Here is a 23,925-nt window from a genome sequence, read left to right on the forward strand (position 1 = left end):
TCCCTAGGTAATAAAATCAGGCTGCTCTTTAGGCTGAGCACGCTGAAACGCCTCATGCGTAATAGCCTGTTGATAAACAGATACTAAACGAGGAAAAGCGCTTAAATCACAACCCATGCGCTCGGCATTGGCTAACTGTGGCACTAAACAGCAATCAGCTAGAGTTGGCTGATTTCCAAAACACCAAATCCCATGCCCATGCGCTTCGAGTAAACGTTCTGCCATAGCTAAACCGTCTTGTACCCAATGGGCATACCACTCGTCTCTCTGTACGTCTGTGAGCTTTAACTCGCTTTGTAAGTAACGCAACACGCGTAAGTTATTAATAGGGTGGATATCACAGCTAATAACGGAGGCGAATTCAAGAATCCGGGCACGTTGTATTACATCATCAGGCAACAACCGATACGTATCCGGGTATTTTTGATCTAAGTAATCCAAAATAGCCATAGACTGCCCTAAAACAAAACCGGCGTCATCTAAGGCGGGCACTGCTGCTGATGGATTCACTTTTCTTACATATTCATCTGCACGATTTGCTAATGTTCGGATGTTGACACCCTCGTATGTGTATTCCAACCCTTTTAAAGCAAGAGCGATACGAACTCGATAAGAGGTAGAACTATTAAAAAAACTGTAGAGTTTCACGCTCTGTCTCCGTTTACTTAACATCTACAACTAAATTACCCAGCCCATCTACACCAACACGCATTTGCTGACCACGCTCTACAGGGCCAACCCCCTCTGGAGTACCGGTAAAAATTAAGTCACCTGGCTCAAGATGAAATAAGGTAGATAAATAAGCCACGGTTTCTGCTACAGACCAAATAAGTTTATTAATATCGCTACGTTGACGATCTACACCATCTACTGTTAGCCAAATTTCTCCTTGCTCTAAGTGACCAATCTCACTGGCTGGATAAATAGGGCCCATAGGTGCAGAGTGATCAAATGCTTTACCAATTTCCCATGGGCGTCCCATCTCGCGCATTTTCATTTGTAAGTCACGACGAGTCATGTCTAGACCAACGGCATATCCCCAGACATGGTCGAGCGCATCAGTCACAGCAATGTTGGATCCCGCCTTGCCGATAACCGCTACCAACTCGGCTTCATAATGCAAGTTTTTTGTTTCAGAGGGGTAAGGGAAAGCATAGCTCTCACCGTGTTGAACAGGAACAACGGCATCTGCCGGTTTACAAAAGAAAAAAGGCGGTTCACGGTTTGGATCAAAACCCATTTCAATCGCATGAGCAGCATAGTTTCGCCCAACACAATACACGCGGCGAACAGCTATTTTTTGATCGCTATTTACAACAGGAACGGCAACTACTGCTGGGGGAGTAAATACATAAGTCATTTTTTTCCTCTGTTTTAAATTTATTCACGCAACTCACGATGCAAATTCAAGGCTTGCTGTACAGGACGATCGGAATAACTAAAAAGCACAATGTCCTCTTGAGCCTCTAAGCGCACTGCGCTCCATGACGGCACCACAAATACATCACGCGGTGTAAATGAAAACACAGCATCATCGATATAGACCACGCCGGCTCCTTCCACCACAGTAAATACCGTGGCATCCGTACTTCTATAGGTGCGCCCTTTAAAGCCTTTAGGTAAATACTGCATAAAAGTTGCCATCGTAGGCATGGCAGAGCCCCCTGTAACAGGGTTGATATACTGCAACTTGGCACCATCCCAGTCATCCAGCGCTTCAAATCGGTATAACTGATCTAACGCCTCGCGTGTGCGGTCGTATGGATAACTAAAAATAGGAGAAGTTGGGTCAGAAGCCTGATGTCGCACAGGGGCCATGTTATGCCCAAACTGCGTAAAGCTGAGTCCCTCTGGACGCTCTATAGGTTGAGTAGCCTGTCCTAGATTCTCAGCAAAGCCAGCATCTAAGTGCATTAGTAAAGGAATATCTAACCCATCAAGCCAAACAACAGGTTCGCCTCCCTCTTCTAGACTAGGGTTGCCATGGTCATGCCACTTCCATGATGGCGTAATAATAAAATCGCCTGGGCTCATGGTAGTTCGTTCACCGTTTACCGCTGTCCATGCCCCCTTGCCTTCCATCACAAAACGTAACGCAGATTGGGTGTGGCGATGACTAGGCGCTATTTCACCAGGCAAAATAAGCTGCAAGCCTGCATAAAGTGTTGAGGTAATGCTGGACTTTCCAGTTAGACCTGGATTTTCTAAAACCAAAACGCGCCGTATGGCCTCTTCGGCTGTAATCAGTTCTCCGGCTTGCATTACATAGGGACGTAACGCTTCGTATTTCCACAACGTCGGTACTGCCTTGGAATGAGGCTGAGCAGGTACTAAATTGCTTAACGATAACCATAGAGGTGCCAAATTTTCTTTGGTTAGTAATTCATAATATTCCTGTCTAGATGTCATCATGCACCCCTCCTTATCGCCTTACGCTTACATTAAGTATGTCTTTATTTTTTATAGTATGCGTTGTTAGATATGACAGGTAAAATTATATTTTTAACACTGGTATAACATAATGATCATAGGTACAGATTGGACACAACGTTTACGATTACGCCATTTAGACATTATTTTGCACTTAGCACAGACAGGAAATATCAGTCACACAGCTCAGGCATTGAACATGACACAGCCCGGCATATCACGTTGGTTAAAAGAAATCGAAGAAGACATTGGCCTAGTATTGTTTGAGCGTCATGCTAGAGGCTTACGTCCTACAGAAAACGGGGCGGTGTTGGTTCAACATGCTCGACGTATTGTCGCCAACCTCAATTTAACTCGTGATGATTTACTAGCGCGTCAAAAAGAAGGAAGCGGACTCGTTAATGTCGGGAGTACAGGCGCAGCCACCGTAGAAACAGTGCCTATGGCTATCTTAGAGTTACTTACGACCTATCCTAAAACGCGTGTCTCTATTTTAGAAGGCACGATGGATCAACTTATTAAAAAATTGTATGCCGAAGAGCTAGATATCGTAGTAGGCCGCTCAGCTCCTGAACTAGTAAACGACGATATTGACTATGAAACACTATATATGGAGCCACTACAGTTTATTGCACGTCCACAGCACCCTCTAGCACAAAAAACCACCATACAATGGCAAGATGTCGCTCAGTACCGTTGGGTTATTTGGCCTAAAAATACGCCTATTCGACAAGACATAGAACGTGCTTTAGTCGCTGATAAGCAGTTTTTACCCCATGATTATCTTGAGTCTAATTCCACCTTGATGAATATCACTTTATTAAATAACAGTGATTACATTAGTGTGGCGTCAGCGCGTACAGCTAAACGACTCCACCATTTGAACGCCATTAGTATTCTCAACTTGCCACTTTCTGGTTTTGGATCGGTATCGATGTTTTGGCGTATTGACGCCACGAGTCGCCTTGCTGTTACTCAAACTATTCAAGCCCTACGCAATGTTAGTCAACAATACCAAGATCGACTCAACCTCAACCACAACACTTAAATGATTTGCCCCTAGGTTGCACCTAGGGGCTTTTTTTTATTTAATCCCATTAAAAAATGAGTTGCTCAAGCTCGTCTGGTTTTTCTAAGAGGGGAGCACTGGCTCCGTAATACACACTCTGACCTCGGTCTAGTACCAAGGCCTGCTCAGTAATAGATAAGGTCATCCGTGCATGTTGCTCTACCATAATGACGGTAAGCCCTTCTTCTTGGATAAGTCGTTTAATAACGGCCAGTAGCTCTTGGACGATAATTGGCGCTAGGCCTTCCATGGGTTCATCTAATAACAACAATGTCGGGTTGAGCATTAATGCCCGGGCAATAGCTACCATTTGCTGCTCGCCTCCAGACAGCTGATTCCCCATGTTTTGACTGCGTTCTTGCAAACGCGGAAATAACTGATAAATGGTAGATAGATTCCAACGCCCCGGTCGGGCAATCACCGTTAAATGTTCTTCAACAGTCAATGAAGGGAACATATAGCGTTCTTGAGGTACCCACCCTATGCCAAGCTCGGCCCGTTGATGTGTGGGTACATTTAACAGCGAACGGCCTTGCCAATGAATATGCCCTCCTTGATGAGTATTTAAACCCATTAGAGCTAAGAGTAAGGTAGATTTACCCACCCCATTGCGACCCAATAACGCCAAGCTTTGCCCTTCGGCTAGACTAAACGATACGCCCTCTAGAATACGGGACTGACCATAGCCGGCATACAATGACTCGACTTCCAGCCACGGCTTAGACATGACTTTCTCCTAGATAAACTTCTTTGACGCGGGGGTCGTTAGCAATTTGCTCTGGTGTGCCTTGGGCAAAGCACTGTCCCCCAACCAACACCGTAATAAAATCCGCAAACTGAAACACTAAGTTCATGTCGTGTTCGATAAACAATACCGTTACGTCCTTGGGCAAGGCTGCAATAACAGTAAAAAGTTCAGCGCTTTCCTGAGTAGGAATCCCAGCGGCGGGTTCATCTAATAAAAGGATTTTGGGTTTGGTGGCTAAGGCTAATGCGATTTCTAATAAACGCTGTTTACCATACGGCAGGGCTCGCGTTAGCTCATGGGCTTGCTGTGCTAACTGCAGGGTAGTTAATAACAGCATGGCCTCATCAAGCGCCGCATGATGAGCCGTGGCGGGCTTAAACCAATGACGGTACAACCCATCACGCTCGCTAATCACTAATAACACCGACTGCAAGACCGTTAAGCCCGCAAAGAGCGTGTTAATTTGAAAAGTGCGCGTCATGCCCAAGCGAACCCGTTGGTGCTGAGGCAATGCCGTAATATTTTGATCGCCTAAGAACACACTGCCAGTGGTAGGGCTTAAAACGCCGGTTAACAAGTTAATAAAGGTGGTCTTGCCTGCGCCGTTAGGGCCAATAATGGCGTGACGCGCCCCCGCATTAAAACGCAGGCTAAGGTTGGCATTCGCCTGAAACGTGCCCCATGTTTTACCTAAGTTTTCGGTATATAAATCGTGGCTCATCGTTGTTCCTTTGCCTTTTTAGCACGCCAGTTTTGATACACACCTATCATGCCGCCTCGTCCTACCATAACAATGATGACGAGCAATAAACCAATCCAAAACTGCCAATACACTGGGTTAATACTGGCCACTTTATCCTGGACCAAAACAAACACTCCAGCGCCTAATAATGCGCCATATAAATGCCCGGCTCCGCCTAAGACCAACATAATTAAGACATCGGCAGATCGATGAAAGCTAACGGCATCTAAGCCGACAAACTGAGTCGTTTGCGCCATTAATGCGCCAGCCAAACCAGCTAGGCCTGCACTGATGGTATAAACAGTGCGTAAGCGACGCTGGACTGACACCCCAATTGCGGGCATGCGGTTCACCCCTTCGCGGATGGCAATTAAGCTTAGGCCAAAGGTTGAGTTCACCAAACGCTGCAACAGCAAAAAACTGAGCAGTAACACCACATAGCTGTAGACAAATGCCGTTTTGCCTTCGAGATCAAACTCGAATAAGCCAAACAAAGGGCTCATGCTAATGCCCCATAAGCCATCAATGCCACCCGTAATACTGACGGCTTTGTTAGCAAACTCGTAAAGCATTAAACACATGCCTAAGGTAACCATCAGGCGAGTCAGGTCTTGACCTCGTACCACCAAAAAGCTGCTTATCCAGCCTGCCACAGCAGCTACCGCTACACCAATAGCCAGACCCGACAACGGTTCACCCCAGCCATGCATAGAAAGTAAGCCCGCACTGTAGGCACCCAGCCCAAAGAAGGCAGCATGACCTAAAGACACCACACCGGCATAGCCCAACAATAAGTCTAACGACAAGGCGAATAAGCCCAAAATCATGACTTGCACGGCTAATAGCAAATAGCCTGGTGCGAAAAAGAAAGCCAACCAAGGCAATAGCCAAAACACCACAGCCGCGACTTGACGCTGGGTACGAGGGCCGCGTAGAACGGATGCGTTTTTGAGAGAAGTGTTCATCTTAGCTCCGTCTTACAATCAACCCACGTGGGAATAACAACAATAAAACCACCATCAGGCCATAAATCATAAAGGCACCTATATTGGGTGCGTAGTATTTACCCGCCACGTCAAATATGCCCAATACCAAGGCCGCGACTAGGGGCCCACGTATTGTGCCTGCGCCACCGACAGCCACCACAATGAGAAAATACACCATATATTTCATTGGAAAACTTGGGTCTAATCCCAGCACATCTACCCCCAAGGCTCCGCCCAAACCGCCTAAACCAGAGCCCAAGGCAAAAGTTAGGCTAAAGACCTGATGCACATTAATACCTAAGCCTTTAGCTGCGACTTGGTTATCTACGGAAGCGCGTATTTTGGCGCCAAACCGCGTGCGTTCAATGAGCAGCCATAATGCCAAGGTGATCACGCACACCACCAGAATCAAAAAGACGCGGTACACCCCCACACTAAGCCCGGCTAGATGTAGCTGCCCCGTTAACCACTCGGGTAGCTGTACAGAGCGTTGGGTAGGCCCCCAGACAAAGGTAGCCATGGCAACAGCCATAAAGGTGAGCCCGATGGAAAACAGCACCTGATCTAAAGGGGTAGCCTGATAGAGACGCTGATACAGCGTGCGCTCCAATACCCAACCGATGGCTGCCGCAGCAATGAACACCAGAACCAATGCCAATAGAAAGGGCACCCCCAGCACACTCAATAGCTGAATAAACAGATAACCCCCGATCATGGCAAATGCCCCATGTGCTAAATTCACAAAGTTCATTAGCCCCATAGTGACCGATAGGCCCACACTCATTAAAAACAATAGGCTGCCGTAGGCAACCCCATCAAACAACACACCAGCCAAGTTCAACAGCATGGTTGAGCCTCTTTAGTATCAAAAACCATTATTATTTCTTTCATGCTCAGCACGAGTAGTAGGCGTCAAGACATCTACGCCTGCTACTCGTGTGTAGTGTTATCACTCTACGCCTGGGTCTTTAACCTGATCAATTTGGTCAAACTCAACGTTCCACACCTGATCGCCTACTTTCTCACCACGACGGATATAGACGTTTTGCACTACATCACGTGTTTCAGGATCGATAGAAATCGGACCGCGTACACTTTCCCATGACAAACCTTTCATGGCTTCTAACAAGGTAGGGCCTGTGCTGTCGCCTGCTGTTTTCTCTAGAGCTTGATAGATGAGGTGCATACCATCATAGGCGCCTACAGAATGGAAGTTAGGTCTGGATCCCCCTGTGAGCTCTTGGAACGCTTTCACATACTCTTTATTTTTTTCTGAATCATGAGCGGCTGAGTAGTGATGACTACTCACTACACCTAACGCGACCTCGCCAATGCTGCCCATTAAATCATCATCTAATACGTCTCCAGTACAGATGAGCTGGATACCGTCATCCGCTAGCCCACGCTCATGGAATTGTTTAATAAAAGCGGCACCTTCGCCAGAAGGAACAAAAACAAATAACACTTCGGGCTTGCTGTCTTTCACTCGCTTTAAAAAAGGCGAGTAATCGGGGTTCATTAAAGGGGCGCGTATACTTTCAAGAACCTCTCCACCTGATTCCACAAAATTCTTCACAAAGACCTTTTCTGCATCAATACCTGGACCATAATCGCTAACAAAGGTCATGGCTTTCTTTAACCCTTGTTGAGATGCCCATTCGCTTAAAGGTTGAGTAACCTGGGGTAAAGTGAAGCCAGTACGCACGACAAAAGGCGAACGCTCGACCACAGCCGAGGTGGCCGCGGCCATCACTACCATAGGCGTTTTCGACTGGGTCGCAATAGGCGCTGCAGCATAAGCCAATGGCGTTAACGCAAAACCAGCCAACACATCCACTTTGTCACGCGTTACCATTTCCTGAGCGATACGACGCGTGGCATCGGGGGCAACGCCGCCATCATCGCGTACAATCACTTGTACCTCACGCCCAGCAACGGTGGTGCCATGCTGTTTCTGGTACAGTTCAATCGCCGCAGCGACTTGCTTTCCTGTCGAAGCAAATTGCCCTGACATAGAAATAATGACCCCTACTTTCACGGGATCTTTAGAAGCAGCAAAGCTAGTGAACGGCAACATGCCGCTGGTTGCAGCTAGAGCCGCCCCTGTCAGCACAACTTGGCGTCTACGCTGATCAAACAATTTTGTCATGTGAGTCTCCTCTCCCCACGGGGATTTACAAATCTAAAACCAAATAAGCACTGCGGGCTCGCGAACAACACACAGCCATCTGATTATTCGCGGCTTTTTCTTCATCAGTCAAGTATACGTCTTGATGATTGATTTCCCCTTCTAATACACCTGTTAGGCATGTGCCGCAGACTCCCTCCTCACACGACACCGGTACAAAGACATCATGTGCCTCTAGAACCTGACTAATGGTCTGATCGGCCTCAACGATAAAACGCTGACCCGTGCTGGCAATACGTACCTCGAACGGCGCCGCGCCATGATCCAGCGCGACCTCATTGTTAAAGTATTCTCTGTGCACGCGCTCAGGCTCAATGTGAGCTAAGTCAGCCAGCTCAACGACTGCTTGGATCAATGAACTTGGCCCACACACATAGACATGAGTGGTCGTAGCAACTGACTGCAGTAATTGTGGTAATACTAAGGGCTTTTCTGCGTCATCGCTAAAATAAAAATGCACTTTCTCTGCAAAAGGACTAGCACATAACACATCATAAAAAGCCATGCGAGCCTGAGTACGCGCTACGTAATGCAAACTAAAATCGATGTGCTGTTGGTGCAAGTGTTGTGCCATCGCTAATAACGGGGTAATACCGATACCACCCGCAATCAACATAAACTGAGGCGCGTCCACCAACTCGAAATGATTACGTGGCGTACTAATTGTTAAGCGTTGCCCCTCTTGAATAAAGTGATGTACCCCCGCAGACCCACCTCTGGACGCTGGGTCTAACTGCACGGCTATCACATAGCGATGTGTTTCACGTGGATCATTCACCAAAGAGTATTGACGGACTATTTCCCCACCAGGCACATGCACATCAATATGCGCCCCCGCCGTAAAGGCAGGCAACGATTCTGTTTGAGCAGGATGTAGCTCTAGACAAAGGATGCCTTCGGCTTCGTGATAACGGCGGTGTACAACCACCTCTAGTGTTTCGCTCATTGCCGTTAACCTTGTGCCGATTGATTTTCTTGTTCAATTAATTTATCTAAAAGGCGGCGGGCTTGAACACCACCTGCATCAATATTAAGCATGAGCAACCGGCGTTCGGGGTGCTGTTCAAGGTTTTTTTGTTGTGCTTCGAGAATGGCTAAATCTTCGGCAAAAATTTTACCTTGACCGTCCCGGATACTGGCCGTGAGCTCTGCATCATCCGCTTTAAAATTACGTGCCATACCCCAAAAATACCAATGACTGTTTTCTGTTTCAGGTGTCATAAAATCGACCACGGTAGCGCGAACGCGTTGCTCAGCCGGTGCCTCTTGCTTTCCCGTTCCTGCTAAAGCCACGCCCACGTCAATTAACACATGAGCGGGCGCATGGAAGCAAGACACCTGCCATCGGTCTACTTTTTGATTAGGGTCTAAGCCTGCTGCTTCCATGGCTGCCTGCCAAAAAGGAGGAGCAATAATATCTTCCATGTAGCGACTGGTCTGCACCACCCCATCGACCACAGCAGTTTTCACTGGCGTTTCATCGATTTCCTCTTGACCAATACTGTCTGCATGCACATAGGTTTCATGGGTTAAGTCCATGAGGTTATCAATCATGAGACGATAGTTACTTTTTACATGGTATAGCCCGCCACCAAATGCCCAATCAGGGCTATTGGCCCAATGCAAATCAGGAATTAAGTCAGCATCAGCCAAGCTAGCATCGCCCGGCCAGACCCAAATAAAACCATGACGCTCGACCACAGGATAATGCTTAACACACGGAAACCCACCTACCCGCTGCATAGGCATAGAGACCACTTTGCCATCACAGCCCATGACCAAACCGTGGTAACCACAGACCAAATTACCGTCTTGGACGTAACCCATCGATAAGGCCGCCCCTCGATGCGGACAAAAATCCTCTACGGCAGCGACTACCCCTTCTTTGCCTCTGAAAAATGCTATTTTTTCATTACAAATCATGCGTCCAAGGGGGGAGTGCTCAATCTCGTCGGGTGTACAAGCCACATACCAGGTATTTTTAGGAAACATTTCTCGCCTCTTAATCTCATTAACACGTATTCAGCACACTCATGTTCAGCACACTGAATGTCTAAATAATAGCGTTATTCGGATTTTTGAAACCACTAAGGTTTACCCTTGAAAGATACCCACGAAAAAGCCTCGTTGCTCCGCAACGAGCAACGAGGCTTTAACTACTACCTATTAGGCAAAGAATCGCTTAAACCAGTAAAGGAGTGAGGAAAAAAGAGATCAATACCGCCGTGGTGATTCGCATAATCAAACCAATTACCGCTGCACCCATAGCTTCTTTTTCCGTGAGATCAGAGGCTTCCGCCCACACCACAGGAATTTGCCCAAAAATAGAAGAAAGCGGTAAACCCGATGAGGCCAACACAAACGACCCCACTACCAAGCGCGGATCCAAAGTGCTTGCTATGGCTTGTAATTTACCCATGGCTAAAGTAGGACTGACTAATACGGCTAATACCCCAGTCTCAGCGTGTATTCCCAGTACGGACAAGGTGCTTTGCAAAAACTGATCAATAGGCGCCCACACCCCCATATAGTCCAATAAACCGATAACACAGAACACCAAGGCAACGGCGGGAATGAGAATTAAAAATAACAGCTCTACCCCTTCACGTGCCGCTTTAAATAACATGGGCACGAACTCTGTATCCGGCGTGAACTTAGGAATAGCAATATCACTTAATGGTTTTACATCTTTGTAAACAAAGCGCGATAACAAGAATGGGGAAATTAATAAAGGCCCAAAAATAGCTACCATGACCACAGCAAAGACGTTGACCCCCGCAAATGATAGCGCCATCATACCCAACATAAAGGTGGAAAATGACTGCTGCGATTGCACCATAGTGGCGACTGCTATTTTTTGTTCCGCCTTGGTAGCCCCGGCTTTCTTTAACAGAGGGCCTGAGATGCGGCCTGCCGCATTGATATCCCCAAAAATGTTGTAAACGCTAGGCACAATGACGGCGGAGTTCACGCCTATCAGCCGCATGGAGGGTACAAAAATACGCATCATGGCGTCGGTAAACCCCAAGCGCTCTAACAGCCTGCCGATAATCACACTAATAATGACAGCAATGCCGACTTCACCCGTTAAAAACACATCAACTACAACAGGCTTAGTGGTCTTTAAGACTTTATCAAAAGCACCCGCTAAAGTGCCAGGGGAAATCAAAAGGGTTAATAAACCTAAAAGCAAAAAAAACAAACCTACTTTTTCTATGCGCGTATAAGCTCTACGGCTTTTAATTAACGCGGGGGATAGGACTCGGTTATGCATTATGTCTCCTCCTTGCCTATCAAAGACAGGCACTGATCAGGTTTCTACCCATCAGGTGCTCTTTTGAAAAGCGCTCAGCATAGTCTTGTAAGTGCTGATTACCTAAAGCACGCACGGGTGTGGATGTTACTCTATCTCTAAACACCACTACCTCTACGCCTTCTAATAATTGCTCTAAGGCGTAAGCCAAAGGCATGCCATTTTCAAGTATTTCCAATACATGGCTATTGCCCACTAAAAAATTCAGCCCTAAAGAGCGTGCTGCATCGATTAGCTCATGACCTGGATAAACACGACTAATTGACGCTAACACTGTATCCACATCCGGATTTTCTTTGATGGCTTGGTATAGGTTCTCTTTACTAAATCCAGTATGAGGAAATATGTGCAGCACTTTATTCACTGGACTATTTTCATTTCCAATGTGAATACGCCCTTTGGTTAACAAGCTCGCCTCATGAATATCGTCACACGCTTTCAAATCGCGCTCATAACTTAATAAGTCGTGTTCCAACTCTAGTCCCATATGGGCATCTAAACGACGCAGCATGTCGCCTAAGGTTTTCACCTCGGGAAACACCTCTCCCACAAACACCACATTGCCATGAACGCCTCCATAAGAAATATCACTCTTAACCACTTGGTGCCCATGCAAATAAGCAATTCCTGGATGCAAGCCATGAAACGCCTCGTGGCACTCTAAGGCAGAAATGCCATAAAGATCCAAGTAATCTTTTAAGGTCACGCCTCCACAACTAGCCGCATCAGCAATGGGGTGATGCGCGACGATAGCATCCACTCCGGTCGCGCCGGCTAACTCAATCCCCAACTCGGTCATCGTCATGCAAACAGCAATTTTTTTTATTTTTTGCTCTGGGTTCCCATGAATTAAACCGGGTATTTCCAGAATTTTTTTCCCATAAATGCCAGAGTCCTTCCACATCACAAAAGGATGGTTTTCTTGAGCCGCCTCCTCGACTGAATCCACCATTCGTCCACCTGTAATGACATTTAATGCCGCCATTAAATCATTTACTGTTGTCATTTCTGTCTCCAAAAAAAAACGCCGGTACTCCTTGGTTGAATAACCAAAGAAGTACCGGCGGATATAAGCTCTTTTTTATTAAGGCCTAAAAACCAGCCAACACATTAGGTATTGATTTAAGCTGTAATATAACTTTCAATACAGTCTTTTAGATAAATAACGGTTAATGAAAGCTCGGATCGAGTATCATAATCTTTAAATAAAGATAAAATATCAAACCCGTAATCATTTTCCAGCAATTTAATGAATTCTTTTTTAAAGGACTTTACCAAATAGTTATCAGCTAAATCACTAACAATAGCATTTTCTTTACTAAGATAATCAAGGGCTGCAACGCGCTTATGATTGGCAAGAATTAATATTTTATCTTGAACTATGTCTATTTTCAGACTAATTACACCACCTGAAAAAATAGCCATGTTTACGCGATTGTAGTCTCTTGTAAGAGCTTGTTTTAAAACACCTATACTAGAGAATCGATCCTCTTTCATAAAATATTACTCTTAGTTAATTTATACTTAAAACAAGCCACAGTCTCTTAACATCTCCTCCTATTGACTTATTTTAATTTTTTACAAAATTCTTGTAAGCCAAACCAGCAAGTACAATGTCTTCTAATGCCACTCCGACTGCTTTGTAAATCACCAATTCGTACGATTCACTTGGTAACATTTTATTTGCTAGCACCTCGCCAACCGTATGTAGCTTTTCGGAACTATGCACATGAGAAGATAAAATCAAATCGCCTGCTTCTTTTAGGCTTTGCTCTTTAGATTCCACCACAATCATGTCGGCTTTTTGAATTACCGAGTCACTCAGTTCACGCGTAGTCGGTAAGCTAGAACCTACAGCGGCAATAAATGTATTCGACTTTAACCCGTTGCCCATTATGAGCGGAGTAGTAGCTCGTGTAGCCGTAACGATAATATCGGCATCGACTATCGCTTGCTCTGCTGTAGACGAGATCACAGTAGTGCGCAACTGATCTTGTAGGCGTTCAATTTTTTCAGCATAAGGCTGTCGAGTCACAATCTCTATTTGCTCAAAGTTAAACGCCTCTGCCATTTGTATAACATGCTCTGTACCTTGTGTTCCTAGCCCAAACACAGCGAGCTTTTTGGGGTTTGCACAAGCAAACTGCTGCGCCATTAGTACTGAACAGGCTGCCGTGCGTTTTTTTGTAATTTGCTCGGCATCTAATACCGCAAGCACCGCGCCCGTTTCAGTAGAAAACAAGATAATGACAAAAGTGAACCTACCTTGGATAGTGGTATAAACCTTAGCCCCCGCCACGCCCTGATTAGGTAAAACTGCTGCTAAAGTAGACAGCTTTACCCCTTGCGCTTCGATCCGTTGCCGAGCTAACTGAGCCGCTTGCTGCTGCTCAAGCTCTATGAACGCAGTCGCTAATAGATGGCGATTCATGGCGTCATCAGCTAATAAGTGACGAATCTGGAGGTCGGTTAAGTGAATCATAAGCGCTAACTACCACTCCACCGTAATATTGCCATTTACAAAGGTTTGGCACGCCATTCTATAACCTTGTTCTATCTCCTCTGTGCTGAGGTGCTTTTTTTCTTTGCCTTTTAAGGCATCCGTGTTTTCCAACCCAGCCACAATATGGCATTTACATGTGCCACAAATGCCACCACCACATTTAAATGGAATACCGCCTCGTTCACGAATCGATACGCGCAACAGATTACTGTTTGCCGGAGCACTCACCTTAAAACCATCATTTGTTGCAAAGGTAATTTCAACCATTTTTTACTCTCACATTAAATCTGACAAGGAACCAGCTCGGCCTTTATTGAGCCAAATTTTGTCAGGCCTTCTAACTCTTTCAAGGCCTCTTGCTCGGTGTCGAACTTTTCCATTTGACGGGTGGGAATATTATTCACTGTGCCGCCTTCACCCTCTTCAGTAATAATGACGCGGGAATCGGGCTCAATACGCGCTATAGAAAAAATAGCTTTGGTTTGGTCGTAAAACTTATATTCATAAGCGCTTAATACCGTTGTTCCAGGCCCTGGTTCCGTTTTGTATTCACCCGGTTTACTTGTTAATACGATATACATGGCTTCTCCTAAACCAACTCATCCAGATCTTGTTCGATCTCAATGTCTTCGTTAATCCAAAGCTGGCACATCAAACGATATCCTTGCTCTAGACGCTCTTCACCTAACTGTTTTTTTTCTTTCCAGTTCGCTACAGGCAAGTGCTCTGCCCCGTTTACAATCCGGCAAGCGCATTTTGCACAGCGCCCCATACCGCAACCGTAACGTAGATGTGGAAAAGGGAACTGACGTATTCCCGCCCGGACAACTAAATTTGTGTTTTCTTTGACTTCGTCTTGAAAGACTTCGCCACCTTTATGAAACGTTACTAAGGGCATGAATTCACCTAAAATCAAAAATTCACTGGGTGGAGTTGACCGTCTTAACCCACGCTCGTGGCAGTTAACTGTTCAGCGTTTTAAACGTTTTCAGCTACCGCCTGTTCATGCTGAAACGTGAACGCATCAGCATAAATAAAATCACTCTCTGCCCCGATGGCTTTGAGCTTAGTTTGTGCATCCGCAATCATGGCTGGAGCCCCGCACAGATAAAAGGCAAACTCTGAACCATCAGGATGGTCGGCACATACGGCATCCTGTACATAACCTCTGCGTCCTGACCAACCCGCCTCGGGCTGTGACAGTACTGGAATAAAACTAAAGTCAGATAAACGCTCGGCCCATGCATTAAACTCATCTAGCTGATATAAATCATGCTCGGTACGCATCCCCCAATACAAATAAATAGGGGGGCAGTCAGCATCATCTAATAACGACTCCAAAATGGCGCGTATCGGTGCAATGCCTGTTCCTGTTGCCACAAACACCATGGGACGCCAATCACGAGCTCGGTAATAAAAGGTGCCTAAGGGCAGCTCAACCTGTAAGGACTGACCTACCGCTAGCTGTGGTAATTGGTGTTGGGTAAATACCCCTTGCTCGACTTCGCGAATAAAAAGTCGCAGCTCATTATTTTGCGCTGTAGCGGTTGCCATAGAAAAACTACGCGCCCGTCCATCCTCAAGCTGAATATTCAGATACTGCCCCGGCAAATACGTTGCACGGGCTAAGTCTTCACCATGCAAACGAAGCTCTCGTACTCCAGGACATAACTCACGCACTGAACTAACGCGTAACGATAGGGCATGAACTTCAGGCAAACTATCAATGTGGTTTGCCAAGCTAATTTTGAGATTAGAGCTCACTTGTGCCTGACAGGCGGCCGCAAAACCATCGGCGTGCTCCTCGTCACTTACACTCATCGGCAAAAAGTCATCCTCGTAATGCACTTGGCCTTCAACAACTTTTATTCGACACGTTCCACAGCCACCAAACTCGCAGTCGCTATAAATCCGTATGCCTTGACGAGAAGCGGCTTCAAGTAACTTTTCCTCAGGATTCACCTCAAACACGGCTCCTGTTTCGATTACCTCTACCTGATATGCCATGCCCTGCTCCTATTACTTTTTAATATCGGCTTGAACTAATACTTCAAAACCTTGGCTAGCTAACTCATCAGCTAATGCTTGCAAGCCGGCCACACCTGCCTTGGTATCTTGCTCTCCATTGCCACCACTTAGGCCTATGCCACCGATTACCTCGCCGTTCACCACAATTGGGTAACCCCCAACAAATGCGGCAAATTTGCCCTCAAAGCTTAGCTGTATCCCAAATGCCTCATTACCTGGTAGGGCTGGTCCATCAGGAGGAGTCGTGAACAAATGGGTAGAACGCTTATGAGCCGCGGCAGTAAAGGCTTTATTCCACGCAATTTGTGGTCCAGTAATACGAGCCCCATCCATGCGCTCCAACACAAGAGGGAACCCGCCTTCATCCACCACGCAAACCGTTTCTAACACACCAATTTCTTTAGACTTAGCAATTGCTGCGTCAACCATCAAACGTGCTTCTTTTTGCTCTAAACGTAAAATCTTTCTCATTGATTTATCCTTTTTTTAAGAGTTGGACCGCCATAGCGTGTGCTATTAAATACCTCGGTACACTGTTTTTATCTGGGTGTAAAACTCTAATCCGGCACGCCCTGATTCTCTAAAGGTAGACGTACTGGACTGTTTCAGCCCTCCAAACGGCGCATTAATTAAGTTGCCGGTTGTGGTTCGGTTAATCTTTACCGTGCCTGCCTCAATGTCATGCACAAATCGGTGTGCATATTTCGGGTTTTGCGTCACGATGGCCGCCGACAAACCGTATTCAGTGTCATTGGCTTTTGCCAGCGCATCCTCATAATCAGTGACTTCAATCACTGCCACGACGGGCCCAAAAATTTCTTCTTTGGCTATGCGCATGTCTTGCGTGACATCAGTGAAAACCGTGGGCAATACATAAAAGCCATTTTCAAATTCAGAACCTTCTGGGCAGGCTCCGCCACACAACAATGTCGCCTCTCGTTTACCTATCTCGATGTACTCTAAGATAGTGTTTAGTTGAGACTCTGTGGCAATAGGGCCTAAATCACGGTTTTCTATGCCTGGGCCTAGCGTTAAGGTGCGTACTTTTTCTACGAGTTTTTTAGTAAATTCCGCTTTGACTGCACTATGCACCAATACACGGCTCGTGCCTGTACAAGCTTGGCCGCTTAAATTAAAGCCACCCTGAACCACTAGGTTCACAGCCAGATCAAGATCAGCATCTTCCATCACAATCAGTGGGTTTTTGCCGCCTAGCTCCATTTGCAAACGTGTAGTCATCTTGGCGGCTTTAGCAATTTGCTCACCCGCTGCTGTAGAACCCGTGAACGAAATGGCTTTAACTGCGGGCGACTCGACTAAGGTGGGGCCGACAGCCGAAGCACGTCCTGTGATGAAATTTAAAACCCCAGGTGGTATGCCTGCCTCGTCAAAGGCTTTGGTTAAGTAATAACCAGTTAATGGTGTTTCAGAAGAAGGTTTAAACACCACGGTATTGCCTGTGATCAAAGCGGGGGCTATTTTTCTAGCTGGAATAGAAATAGGAAAATTCCAAGGCGCAATAACCGTAGCCACCCCTAATGGTTCACGTTGGGTGTAAACCATCATCTGCGCATCATCCTGAGGGAAAGTCTCACCGGTATAGGTTTGCCCCTCAATCGCATAAAATCGCAACGTTTGCGCAGAGCGTAAAACTTCGCCTTTACTTTGAGCTAAGGTTTTGCCCTCTTCACGGGTTAAACCTAGAGCTATTTCATCCACATGGGTCTCTAAATAGGCAGCGGCTTTTTCGATGATCTGTGCCCGTTTTGAAATAGGCGTGTTTTTCCAAGCTAAAAATGCGTTTTGTGCCGCCTGTACCGCCGCCGCTGCATCTTCAGCGGTCGAAGCTTGAAACTGCCCCACATTATCTGCGGTGTCTGCCGGGTTGCCATTCGGAGCCAAAGCCCCTGATTGACTGGCTACCCATGCCCCATTGATGTAATTGTGAAAGACTTGATCCGTAATTAAACTCACTCTACCCCCCCATCGAAGCTGTATAAATGCAGTAGGGTAGCCACCTACCCTACGTAGCTGGTCACTTAAGCCGCTACCTCTAACTCCTCGAGGCTGATGCTTTCTTTGGCATAGTCGTTATATAAAGCCGTGGTGTAAAGCAAGCGCATTTCGGCGCCAATTTCACAGATGCGTAAACAACGCTGTTGCAACTCGACCGTATTGGCATGCTCTAGCACGATTTGATAACCGCGCTCGCCGTGAATCTCATCGGACACAATATGTAAGTCAAAGAACTCGACTTCCTCATCCGTAAAGCCATAGGTTTCACGTAGGGTTGGGGTTTGTTTACGGTAAATAGAAGGCACTTGTGACTCTAAGCCCACCACTAAGCCTGCTACAGCCACGATCGGATCTTCACGCATAGCCACGCTATAGCACCACGCTTGCAAAGCACGAGTGGTGGGGCTCATGTTATCTGGGTTTTCAATGCGCTCTCGGGTGGTACCGCACGCCTCACCAAAGCGAATTAACAAATCGGTATGACGGTCGCCGCCTATTTCCTCTTCGTACATATTGGCTAGCAAGAAGTCTTTTGCTTCTTCGTACTCAGCCGGAGTACGAGCGTATAAATAGCCCAAGTAATCCGCAAACGGCCCTACATAGTGATAGTGGTTTTCAGCCCAACGCGCTAAATGTTCGCGGGTCAGTTTACCTGTGGCCCACGCAATACTAAAAGGAGACTTATTAGCACTTTTGCCCTGAATCGCTTTTTCTAGGGCTGCGCGAAACTCATCGCGATTTAATAATTTCTGTTCCATGACCATTCCTTATTTCTGTCGGTGTATAAGCAGATACTCCAAGCATTAATGATCTATACCTGAAGCATTGATTAAATTGTATACAATCTACAAAAATAAGAACTAGGTACTATCCCTAAAAAAATGGGACCATTCAGAGATGGTCCCATTTTGATTAAAAAACGAATTAACTAGATGATGTGATTTTTCACTAATGTAAAAACACAAGCGGGGCTTGGTCTATAAAAGCAAAGCCTGTGGCATTTACAGATCTATGCCATCAATTAATGTGCGTTTCACTGTGTGTAAATGCGTACGCATACACTCTGCTGCCTCTTGAGGAGCTCGTGCCTGAATTGCCTGCAAGATAGCTGCATGTTGTTCACTATAGAGCTGCTGATTTTTGGTGTTAAGCGTCTGCTGCCGCAGCCGCCCCCACTCTGTCTGAGAGCGAGCCACCGATAAAACACGGTAAAAGTATTGCAGCAATTGATTGTGCGTTGCATCGCCAATGCGCTGATGCAAGGCACTGTCCCAGTGCTCCCATTCGTGCGGGGTCTGCGCTTGACGACCACGTTCAATTAAATCCTGCATGCTATGGATATCTTGGGTCGAAGCATGCATGGCTGCAGTGGCGGCTATAGCAGGCTCAAGCACTAATCGCGCATTCATTAAGTCAATAGGACTACTACCTAAAATGACCGCATCAGGCACCGTAAAAGATTCTATTTGAGAAAGCGTTTTATCCTCTTGAGCTCGGGGTAGTTGGGGGGCGGGCTCCCCCCCAAGTGCACGGAGAGAACCCTGAAGAGAAGGATGATCTTGCACCACTGTGCCACGCCCAGGGGTACGCACAATGCGGCCTTGTGACTCTAGCTGATCCAGTGCATCTCTTATGACACGACGGCTTACTCCAAACTCGGCCGCTAGCTCACGCTCAGGCTTTAGTTTATCGCCCACAGGGGTTTGCGCTAGAAGCTCATTAAGTAGACCTAAGGCATAATCAGCGCGTCGAGGAGTTGAAGAGGAAGTTGTCATAAAAACCTAACGTAATGAAGTCTCAGTTAGAGCGCAGTAATCAACATATTTACCGCATTAAAAATTAAAAATCCTGCAAACGCATAGCGCAGGTATTTGGGATTAATCGTATGGGCAATTTTAGAGCCAATAGGAGCAAAATAACCCGTTACTGGGATAAGTATGGCAAACGCTAAAAGGTTGACGTAACCAATACTAAACGGAGGTAGATTGGGATCGCCAAACCCCGAAGCAAACGCCCCTATAGTGCCAGGCAATGCAATGATCAAACCTACCGCCGCCGCGGTTCCTACCGCACGACGAATAGGAAAACGGTAATAGGTCAACAAAGGCACACTAAGACTGCCACCACCAATGCCCATTATAGAAGACAAACTGGCAACAATAATGCCATATACGCCACGCAACACACCGCCAGGAAAGGTGGACTCAGAACCTTCTTCGTGTTGGGGCGAAAACAACATATATAAAGCTAACAAGAAAGTGACTGCTGAAAACACAAAAGTTAGGGTAAGGGATTTGATAGAACTAAAGAAAAGCATCCCTAAAATGGCACCAACAAACAACCAAGGTCCCCATCCTTTAAGCAGCTCGACATCCACAGCCCCTTTTTTATAATGCGCCCGTGAAGAAGACCAGGCCGTCACAATAATAGTAGACAACGAGGTACCAACTGCCAGATGCATTCGGACCTCGGGGCTCACATCCATGAGAGTAAAAAGATAAAACATGGCAGGAACCAGAACAATGCCGCCCCCGACCCCTAATAACCCTGCAATAATCCCTGCTATGACGCCTGCAACGAGCATCGATGCAGCAAATAACAAGGTGGTCTCCATCGTCATTTCCATTTGGTATCTCTGTATAGTTAAAAAACAAACCAATGATACCAAAAAGGATCAACGGAACCAACTATTTTTCTTTTGTCTCAAAATACGCCGCTGCAGCGTTGTGTACATGCTGCGTTGCTAAGAGATTCGCCAACTCGGCATTACCAGCAATAACGGCATTCAATATTTGGGCATGCTCTTCCCAGTTATTACGTACACGTTGAATATTGCTAGGGGCAAATAAAAGCGTCGTGCGGTCTCTGAAACTGTTCGTTAGCTCTGTGAGCACATGGTTCTGTGCCATCGTGCCTAAATGTTCGTGAAATAAAGTATTTAATTGTTTAAGTTCAGCCAAGTCTTCTTTAGCTAACGCATCTTGGCCACGTTGTAAAATGTCTTTAAGTGCGTCTATAGTGGCTTCGTCTCGGCGCATCGCTGCAAGACGTGCATTCAACCCCTCGAGAGCAGCACGCACCTCTGCCAAGTTTTTCGCTTGGTGATCGGACAAGACCGCTACCGAAGCACCTCGGCGCGGCTCGATAGTCACAATCCCTTCGGCAGAAAGTTCGCGAAGCGCTTCTCGAATAGGAATTCTTGAAACGCCTAAGTCTTCGGATAATTTGCCTTCAATTAAACGATCTCCGGGCCTATACACACCATTTAAAATGTCTTCACGAATGCGGTCGCGAACAACGGTAAATAAAGGAGCATGTTTTTGACCAAGTTTTATCACCGACGTGTTCATCATTATTTAATCCACCAAGCTTGAAGCCCTAGTCTTAATAGCCCAAGCAAAAATATCAGAGAAATTCTATTATAATACGTCTCATTTCTGTCTACTAAGTTAGCCACGCAATCAATGATTTCGCTATCAACATTACGCTGCTAATTCCACAAAACCATAATAAAAACAAGCGCACATTTTTAGGGCTTACTACATGCCTCGCTCGACCAGAAAGGTAAAACCCTAAAAACATGAAGGGCCACAAAACCAAACCTAACAATAAGTCTTTCCATGTAAAAAGCCCAGCCAAAGCTAAGCTAATAATCGAGAGAATTGACCCCACAAAGAGGGTACTGCCTAGCGAAGGACGCAGTTGTACGGGCTTTAGGCTTTGCATAGCGATAGCAATTGCAGGCGCTCCTACCGACGTCAATGTGCCCATCATGCCTGAAGCCACGCCTAAACCACAAACATTCACCGCATTGGCTCTTACTTTGATTCCTGAAGCGCTCAAGAGCACAGCAATAAAAATAAAACCGCCAAACCATAGGCCTAACCACTCTTTAGAGAGCTGCGTCATTCCTACTGCGGCTAAGACGGTACCAATGGTGCGACCAACTAGTGCCCAACTGACTACAGGTATGACGATTTCGTGCCGTTCTCGAATGGCGGCAAGAAAAGAAACGCTGCCTCCTAAGACCAATAAACAACCTGGTACCATCTCTGGCGCTAAAATTACCGCTATTGGCGCAGCGAGCATCGCAAAGCCTACGCCCCCTACCCCTTGTAAAAATGCGGCTGTCGCGATAACCACAGCCATGAATGCATAGTTAATCACATCCTCGCCCATCATCTGCATTAGTTCCATTTATCCGGATCCTTTAATCATAAATAAAAACCAAACCCAAAAAACGGTATGCATTCTATTGCAGGTTTTCCCTAGTTTTGGCTTAAATGACTTGGTCTCATTTCATATGACATATAGTATACAATCTACAACTAAAAAATATGAACTGTTTTCTGGAGTAGACAAATGCAAGCGGATGTCGTCTTAAATGCAGCCCACTGGGCTTATTTATTAGGCGTAGTGGTCATTATTATCACCATGATGCTACGTACTAATGTGGTCATTCCTTCAGTTATAGGGACGTTGGTCGTTATCACCGCCATCACAGGTAATCCTATCCAAGGCATTGTTGGCATTTTTTCTGCCAGTTTTGTTGCCGCTCAAGAGTTGTTTAATATTTTCCTCGTCATTACCTTCATGACAGCCTTATTGAACTCTTTAAAACGGATGGGAGCAGACGTCAAAATGGTGGCTCCTTTCAGAAAGGTCATGACGAATAGCCTGTCTTCATACATCATGATTGCTCTGGCTACTTATTTCATTTCCTTATTTTTCTGGCCTACGCCTGCCGTACCCCTTGTTTCTGCTATTTTACTGCCAGCCGCTATTGCAGCGGGCTTACCCCCTTTAACTGGAGCAATGGTAATCGCTATTTGCGGTCAAGGCATGGCGCTTTCCTCGGACTACATTATTGGTGTGGCCCCTGGTATTAGCGCTCGCTCAGCCGGTGCAGCTATTAGCGCTGCAGCCATTGCAGACAAAGCTCTTATTCTCTCCTGGATCACTGGCGCTACCGCTCTGCTTTTGGTCTATTTTTTAATGCGTAAGCATTTCAAAAAAGCAGACCCACAACTTTTAGATAATTGGATGACAACGGCTACAGGTACTTCCTTGGCCACGGAAGAGGAAAAAGTTTCTCATCAGGGCACACATCATAAAGCAGAAATAGCCCAGGGCACTTCAGCACCAGTTAAAGGCCAACATAGCCCTTTAACCACTCCAGAGGAAAAGAAGTCACGCATCTTAGCTGTGGTTACACCGATCGCTTTTCTCGCGACCATCGCCATTATGTTAGTCCCCCGCCTTATCCCAGGGCTCCCTACTCTGCAAGGTGGTGAAGCCGCTGGTTTAGTGGGAGGGGTGGCCTTTTTAGTAATGATGTTGGCTACCTACTTTGCCGTGGGTTGGAAACAAATGTTTGAGGTCTGTCCCGATCACCTAACTGATGGTTTTGTATTTGCTTTCCGCGCTATGGGCTCTGTGCTTCCTATTGCTGGTTTTTTCTTCTTGGGTGCGAGCGAGGCCACAGCCGCCATCTTAGGCATTCCTGCTAATGAAGCACCAAGCTTACTTTTTGAGCTTATTTCAGCAGGCCAAAACTACATCCCTGAAAACCATTTAATGGTTGCTTTTGGTGTGCTCTTGGTTGGTATGGTCTCTGGTATTGACGGTTCTGGTTTTTCAGGCTTGCCACTAACCGGCACACTATCTGGTGCCCTAGGCCCAGTGGTAGACATGCCTGTAGAAACCTTAGCTGCTATTGGTCAAATGGGGGCTATTTGGACAGGTGGCGGCACACTCATCGCTTGGTCTTCATTAATAGCCGTCGCTGGTTTTGCTCGGGTTCATATCCTTGACCTGGTACGAGGCCTGACTATACCTGTGCTTATTGGTTTAACGTTCTCCACTATCTGTGGTGTGCTCTTTCTCTAAGAAAAGAGGAAAA

General features: G+C 46.3%; 27 protein-coding genes. 2 read left to right on the forward strand and 25 right to left on the reverse strand.

Annotated features, from left to right (window positions below; genetic code table 11):
• Positions 1 to 3 precede the first annotated feature (3 nt).
• Genes maiA through gtdA form a run of 3 tightly spaced genes read right to left on the reverse strand, consistent with a single transcriptional unit; the run spans position 4 to position 2,412 of the window.
• Positions 4 to 648, reverse strand: coding sequence for a maleylacetoacetate isomerase (gene maiA / locus GGR41_RS07665; protein ID WP_167661368.1), 645 nt, complete (start codon positions 646 to 648; stop codon positions 4 to 6).
• Positions 649 to 661: 13 nt separating this feature from the next.
• Positions 662 to 1,360: a fumarylacetoacetate hydrolase family protein gene (locus GGR41_RS07670; protein WP_167661369.1), complete on the reverse strand. Its 699-nt coding sequence runs from the start codon at positions 1,358 to 1,360 to the stop codon at positions 662 to 664.
• Positions 1,361 to 1,380: 20 nt separating this feature from the next.
• Positions 1,381 to 2,412, reverse strand: a complete 1,032-nt coding sequence (gene gtdA, locus GGR41_RS07675; protein WP_167661370.1) for a gentisate 1,2-dioxygenase — start codon at positions 2,410 to 2,412, stop codon at positions 1,381 to 1,383.
• A 109-nt stretch (positions 2,413 to 2,521) separates the two neighbouring features.
• Here gtdA and GGR41_RS07680 point away from each other — a divergent pair, with 109 nt between their 5' ends.
• Positions 2,522 to 3,478, forward strand: coding sequence for a LysR family transcriptional regulator (locus GGR41_RS07680; RefSeq protein WP_167661371.1), 957 nt, complete (start codon positions 2,522 to 2,524; stop codon positions 3,476 to 3,478).
• Between the two features lie 49 nt (positions 3,479 to 3,527).
• Here GGR41_RS07680 and GGR41_RS07685 read toward each other — a convergent pair whose 3' ends face one another.
• The 22 genes from GGR41_RS07685 to GGR41_RS07790 form a co-directional block, all read right to left on the reverse strand.
• Positions 3,528 to 4,226: an ABC transporter ATP-binding protein gene (locus tag GGR41_RS07685; RefSeq protein ID WP_167661372.1), complete on the reverse strand. Its 699-nt coding sequence runs from the start codon at positions 4,224 to 4,226 to the stop codon at positions 3,528 to 3,530.
• A complete protein-coding gene (locus tag GGR41_RS07690) occupies positions 4,219 to 4,968 on the reverse strand; it encodes an ABC transporter ATP-binding protein (protein ID WP_077734161.1) in 750 nt (249 codons plus the stop codon). The genes GGR41_RS07685 and GGR41_RS07690 overlap by 8 nt, the downstream gene beginning before the upstream one ends.
• A complete protein-coding gene (locus GGR41_RS07695) occupies positions 4,965 to 5,954 on the reverse strand; it encodes a branched-chain amino acid ABC transporter permease (RefSeq protein WP_167661373.1) in 990 nt (329 codons plus the stop codon). Before GGR41_RS07695 ends, GGR41_RS07690 begins: the two co-directional genes overlap by 4 nt.
• A gap of 1 nt (position 5,955) precedes the next feature.
• Complete coding sequence (locus GGR41_RS07700) at positions 5,956 to 6,822, reverse strand: branched-chain amino acid ABC transporter permease (RefSeq protein WP_167661374.1); 867 nt, start codon at positions 6,820 to 6,822, stop codon at positions 5,956 to 5,958.
• A 102-nt stretch (positions 6,823 to 6,924) separates the two neighbouring features.
• A complete protein-coding gene (locus GGR41_RS07705) occupies positions 6,925 to 8,124 on the reverse strand; it encodes an ABC transporter substrate-binding protein (RefSeq protein WP_167661375.1) in 1,200 nt (399 codons plus the stop codon).
• 25 nt (positions 8,125 to 8,149) lie between these two features.
• Positions 8,150 to 9,109 (reverse strand): PDR/VanB family oxidoreductase, encoded by a 960-nt coding sequence (locus tag GGR41_RS07710; protein WP_167661376.1) that lies wholly within the window; start codon positions 9,107 to 9,109, stop codon positions 8,150 to 8,152.
• 5 nt (positions 9,110 to 9,114) lie between these two features.
• A complete protein-coding gene (locus GGR41_RS07715; RefSeq protein WP_077734157.1) occupies positions 9,115 to 10,155 on the reverse strand; it encodes an aromatic ring-hydroxylating dioxygenase subunit alpha in 1,041 nt (346 codons plus the stop codon).
• A gap of 190 nt (positions 10,156 to 10,345) precedes the next feature.
• On the reverse strand, positions 10,346 to 11,437 hold the full coding sequence (locus GGR41_RS07720; RefSeq protein WP_167661377.1) for a hypothetical protein: 1,092 nt from the start codon (positions 11,435 to 11,437) through the stop codon (positions 10,346 to 10,348).
• A gap of 19 nt (positions 11,438 to 11,456) precedes the next feature.
• Positions 11,457 to 12,482 (reverse strand): Nif3-like dinuclear metal center hexameric protein, encoded by a 1,026-nt coding sequence (locus tag GGR41_RS07725; RefSeq protein ID WP_167661378.1) that lies wholly within the window; start codon positions 12,480 to 12,482, stop codon positions 11,457 to 11,459.
• 116 nt (positions 12,483 to 12,598) lie between these two features.
• On the reverse strand, positions 12,599 to 12,973 hold the full coding sequence (locus tag GGR41_RS07730; protein ID WP_077734155.1) for a PH domain-containing protein: 375 nt from the start codon (positions 12,971 to 12,973) through the stop codon (positions 12,599 to 12,601).
• Positions 12,974 to 13,046: 73 nt separating this feature from the next.
• Positions 13,047 to 13,958, reverse strand: a complete 912-nt coding sequence (locus GGR41_RS07735; RefSeq protein ID WP_167661379.1) for an ornithine cyclodeaminase family protein — start codon at positions 13,956 to 13,958, stop codon at positions 13,047 to 13,049.
• A 9-nt stretch (positions 13,959 to 13,967) separates the two neighbouring features.
• Positions 13,968 to 14,246 carry a 2Fe-2S iron-sulfur cluster-binding protein gene (locus GGR41_RS07740; RefSeq protein WP_077734153.1) on the reverse strand — a complete coding sequence of 93 codons (279 nt, stop codon included), beginning with the start codon at positions 14,244 to 14,246 and terminating at the stop codon, positions 13,968 to 13,970.
• Between the two features lie 14 nt (positions 14,247 to 14,260).
• Complete coding sequence (locus tag GGR41_RS07745) at positions 14,261 to 14,560, reverse strand: ferredoxin (RefSeq protein WP_077734152.1); 300 nt, start codon at positions 14,558 to 14,560, stop codon at positions 14,261 to 14,263.
• An 8-nt stretch (positions 14,561 to 14,568) separates the two neighbouring features.
• Positions 14,569 to 14,877, reverse strand: coding sequence for a 2Fe-2S iron-sulfur cluster-binding protein (locus tag GGR41_RS07750; RefSeq protein WP_077734151.1), 309 nt, complete (start codon positions 14,875 to 14,877; stop codon positions 14,569 to 14,571).
• Between the two features lie 80 nt (positions 14,878 to 14,957).
• Positions 14,958 to 15,986 carry a 2Fe-2S iron-sulfur cluster-binding protein gene (locus GGR41_RS07755; protein ID WP_167661380.1) on the reverse strand — a complete coding sequence of 343 codons (1,029 nt, stop codon included), beginning with the start codon at positions 15,984 to 15,986 and terminating at the stop codon, positions 14,958 to 14,960.
• Positions 15,987 to 15,998: 12 nt separating this feature from the next.
• On the reverse strand, positions 15,999 to 16,478 hold the full coding sequence (locus tag GGR41_RS07760) for a GlcG/HbpS family heme-binding protein (protein WP_167661381.1): 480 nt from the start codon (positions 16,476 to 16,478) through the stop codon (positions 15,999 to 16,001).
• Positions 16,479 to 16,523: 45 nt separating this feature from the next.
• On the reverse strand, positions 16,524 to 17,981 hold the full coding sequence (locus GGR41_RS07765) for an aldehyde dehydrogenase family protein (RefSeq protein WP_167661382.1): 1,458 nt from the start codon (positions 17,979 to 17,981) through the stop codon (positions 16,524 to 16,526).
• A 65-nt stretch (positions 17,982 to 18,046) separates the two neighbouring features.
• The gene (locus GGR41_RS07770; protein WP_077734148.1) at positions 18,047 to 18,781 is read right to left on the reverse strand and encodes an iron-containing redox enzyme family protein; all 735 of its coding nucleotides are present in this window, start codon (positions 18,779 to 18,781) and stop codon (positions 18,047 to 18,049) included.
• Positions 18,782 to 19,024: 243 nt separating this feature from the next.
• Positions 19,025 to 19,798: a FadR/GntR family transcriptional regulator gene (locus GGR41_RS07775; protein WP_167661383.1), complete on the reverse strand. Its 774-nt coding sequence runs from the start codon at positions 19,796 to 19,798 to the stop codon at positions 19,025 to 19,027.
• A 26-nt stretch (positions 19,799 to 19,824) separates the two neighbouring features.
• Entirely contained in the window at positions 19,825 to 20,649 is an 825-nt protein-coding gene (locus GGR41_RS07780) for a sulfite exporter TauE/SafE family protein (protein ID WP_167661384.1), read from the reverse strand.
• Positions 20,650 to 20,710: 61 nt separating this feature from the next.
• Complete coding sequence (locus GGR41_RS07785; RefSeq protein ID WP_077734145.1) at positions 20,711 to 21,376, reverse strand: GntR family transcriptional regulator; 666 nt, start codon at positions 21,374 to 21,376, stop codon at positions 20,711 to 20,713.
• Positions 21,377 to 21,467: 91 nt separating this feature from the next.
• Entirely contained in the window at positions 21,468 to 22,220 is a 753-nt protein-coding gene (locus tag GGR41_RS07790; protein WP_229711223.1) for a sulfite exporter TauE/SafE family protein, read from the reverse strand.
• A gap of 165 nt (positions 22,221 to 22,385) precedes the next feature.
• Here GGR41_RS07790 and GGR41_RS07795 point away from each other — a divergent pair, with 165 nt between their 5' ends.
• Positions 22,386 to 23,912: a hypothetical protein gene (locus tag GGR41_RS07795; protein ID WP_167661385.1), complete on the forward strand. Its 1,527-nt coding sequence runs from the start codon at positions 22,386 to 22,388 to the stop codon at positions 23,910 to 23,912.
• Positions 23,913 to 23,925 lie beyond the last annotated feature (13 nt).

It is taken from the genome of Paenalcaligenes hominis (assembly GCF_011927625.1).
In the GTDB taxonomy this organism is placed as follows: Bacteria; Pseudomonadota; Gammaproteobacteria; order Burkholderiales; family Burkholderiaceae_B; genus Paenalcaligenes; species Paenalcaligenes hominis.

Excerpts from the sequence above, each read along its gene's own strand:
- GGR41_RS07670 (WP_167661369.1), bottom strand. The coding sequence starts at position 1,360 with ATGACTTATGTATTTACTCCCCCAGCAGTAGTTGCCGTTCCTGTTGTA.
- gtdA (WP_167661370.1), bottom strand. The coding sequence starts at position 2,412 with ATGATGACATCTAGACAGGAATATTATGAATTACTAACCAAAGAAAAT.
- GGR41_RS07680 (WP_167661371.1), top strand. The coding sequence starts at position 2,522 with ATGATCATAGGTACAGATTGGACACAACGTTTACGATTACGCCATTTA.
- GGR41_RS07685 (WP_167661372.1), bottom strand. The coding sequence starts at position 4,226 with ATGTCTAAGCCGTGGCTGGAAGTCGAGTCATTGTATGCCGGCTATGGT.
- GGR41_RS07690 (WP_077734161.1), bottom strand. The coding sequence starts at position 4,968 with ATGAGCCACGATTTATATACCGAAAACTTAGGTAAAACATGGGGCACG.
- GGR41_RS07695 (WP_167661373.1), bottom strand. The coding sequence starts at position 5,954 with ATGAACACTTCTCTCAAAAACGCATCCGTTCTACGCGGCCCTCGTACC.
- GGR41_RS07700 (WP_167661374.1), bottom strand. The coding sequence starts at position 6,822 with ATGCTGTTGAACTTGGCTGGTGTGTTGTTTGATGGGGTTGCCTACGGC.
- GGR41_RS07705 (WP_167661375.1), bottom strand. The coding sequence starts at position 8,124 with ATGACAAAATTGTTTGATCAGCGTAGACGCCAAGTTGTGCTGACAGGG.
- GGR41_RS07710 (WP_167661376.1), bottom strand. The coding sequence starts at position 9,109 with ATGAGCGAAACACTAGAGGTGGTTGTACACCGCCGTTATCACGAAGCC.
- GGR41_RS07715 (WP_077734157.1), bottom strand. The coding sequence starts at position 10,155 with ATGTTTCCTAAAAATACCTGGTATGTGGCTTGTACACCCGACGAGATT.
- GGR41_RS07720 (WP_167661377.1), bottom strand. The coding sequence starts at position 11,437 with ATGCATAACCGAGTCCTATCCCCCGCGTTAATTAAAAGCCGTAGAGCT.
- GGR41_RS07725 (WP_167661378.1), bottom strand. The coding sequence starts at position 12,482 with ATGACAACAGTAAATGATTTAATGGCGGCATTAAATGTCATTACAGGT.
- GGR41_RS07730 (WP_077734155.1), bottom strand. The coding sequence starts at position 12,973 with ATGAAAGAGGATCGATTCTCTAGTATAGGTGTTTTAAAACAAGCTCTT.
- GGR41_RS07735 (WP_167661379.1), bottom strand. The coding sequence starts at position 13,958 with ATGATTCACTTAACCGACCTCCAGATTCGTCACTTATTAGCTGATGAC.
- GGR41_RS07740 (WP_077734153.1), bottom strand. The coding sequence starts at position 14,246 with ATGGTTGAAATTACCTTTGCAACAAATGATGGTTTTAAGGTGAGTGCT.
- GGR41_RS07745 (WP_077734152.1), bottom strand. The coding sequence starts at position 14,560 with ATGTATATCGTATTAACAAGTAAACCGGGTGAATACAAAACGGAACCA.
- GGR41_RS07750 (WP_077734151.1), bottom strand. The coding sequence starts at position 14,877 with ATGCCCTTAGTAACGTTTCATAAAGGTGGCGAAGTCTTTCAAGACGAA.
- GGR41_RS07755 (WP_167661380.1), bottom strand. The coding sequence starts at position 15,986 with ATGGCATATCAGGTAGAGGTAATCGAAACAGGAGCCGTGTTTGAGGTG.
- GGR41_RS07760 (WP_167661381.1), bottom strand. The coding sequence starts at position 16,478 with ATGAGAAAGATTTTACGTTTAGAGCAAAAAGAAGCACGTTTGATGGTT.
- GGR41_RS07770 (WP_077734148.1), bottom strand. The coding sequence starts at position 18,781 with ATGGAACAGAAATTATTAAATCGCGATGAGTTTCGCGCAGCCCTAGAA.
- GGR41_RS07775 (WP_167661383.1), bottom strand. The coding sequence starts at position 19,798 with ATGACAACTTCCTCTTCAACTCCTCGACGCGCTGATTATGCCTTAGGT.
- GGR41_RS07780 (WP_167661384.1), bottom strand. The coding sequence starts at position 20,649 with ATGGAAATGACGATGGAGACCACCTTGTTATTTGCTGCATCGATGCTC.
- GGR41_RS07785 (WP_077734145.1), bottom strand. The coding sequence starts at position 21,376 with ATGATGAACACGTCGGTGATAAAACTTGGTCAAAAACATGCTCCTTTA.
- GGR41_RS07790 (WP_229711223.1), bottom strand. The coding sequence starts at position 22,220 with ATGGAACTAATGCAGATGATGGGCGAGGATGTGATTAACTATGCATTC.
- GGR41_RS07795 (WP_167661385.1), top strand. The coding sequence starts at position 22,386 with ATGCAAGCGGATGTCGTCTTAAATGCAGCCCACTGGGCTTATTTATTA.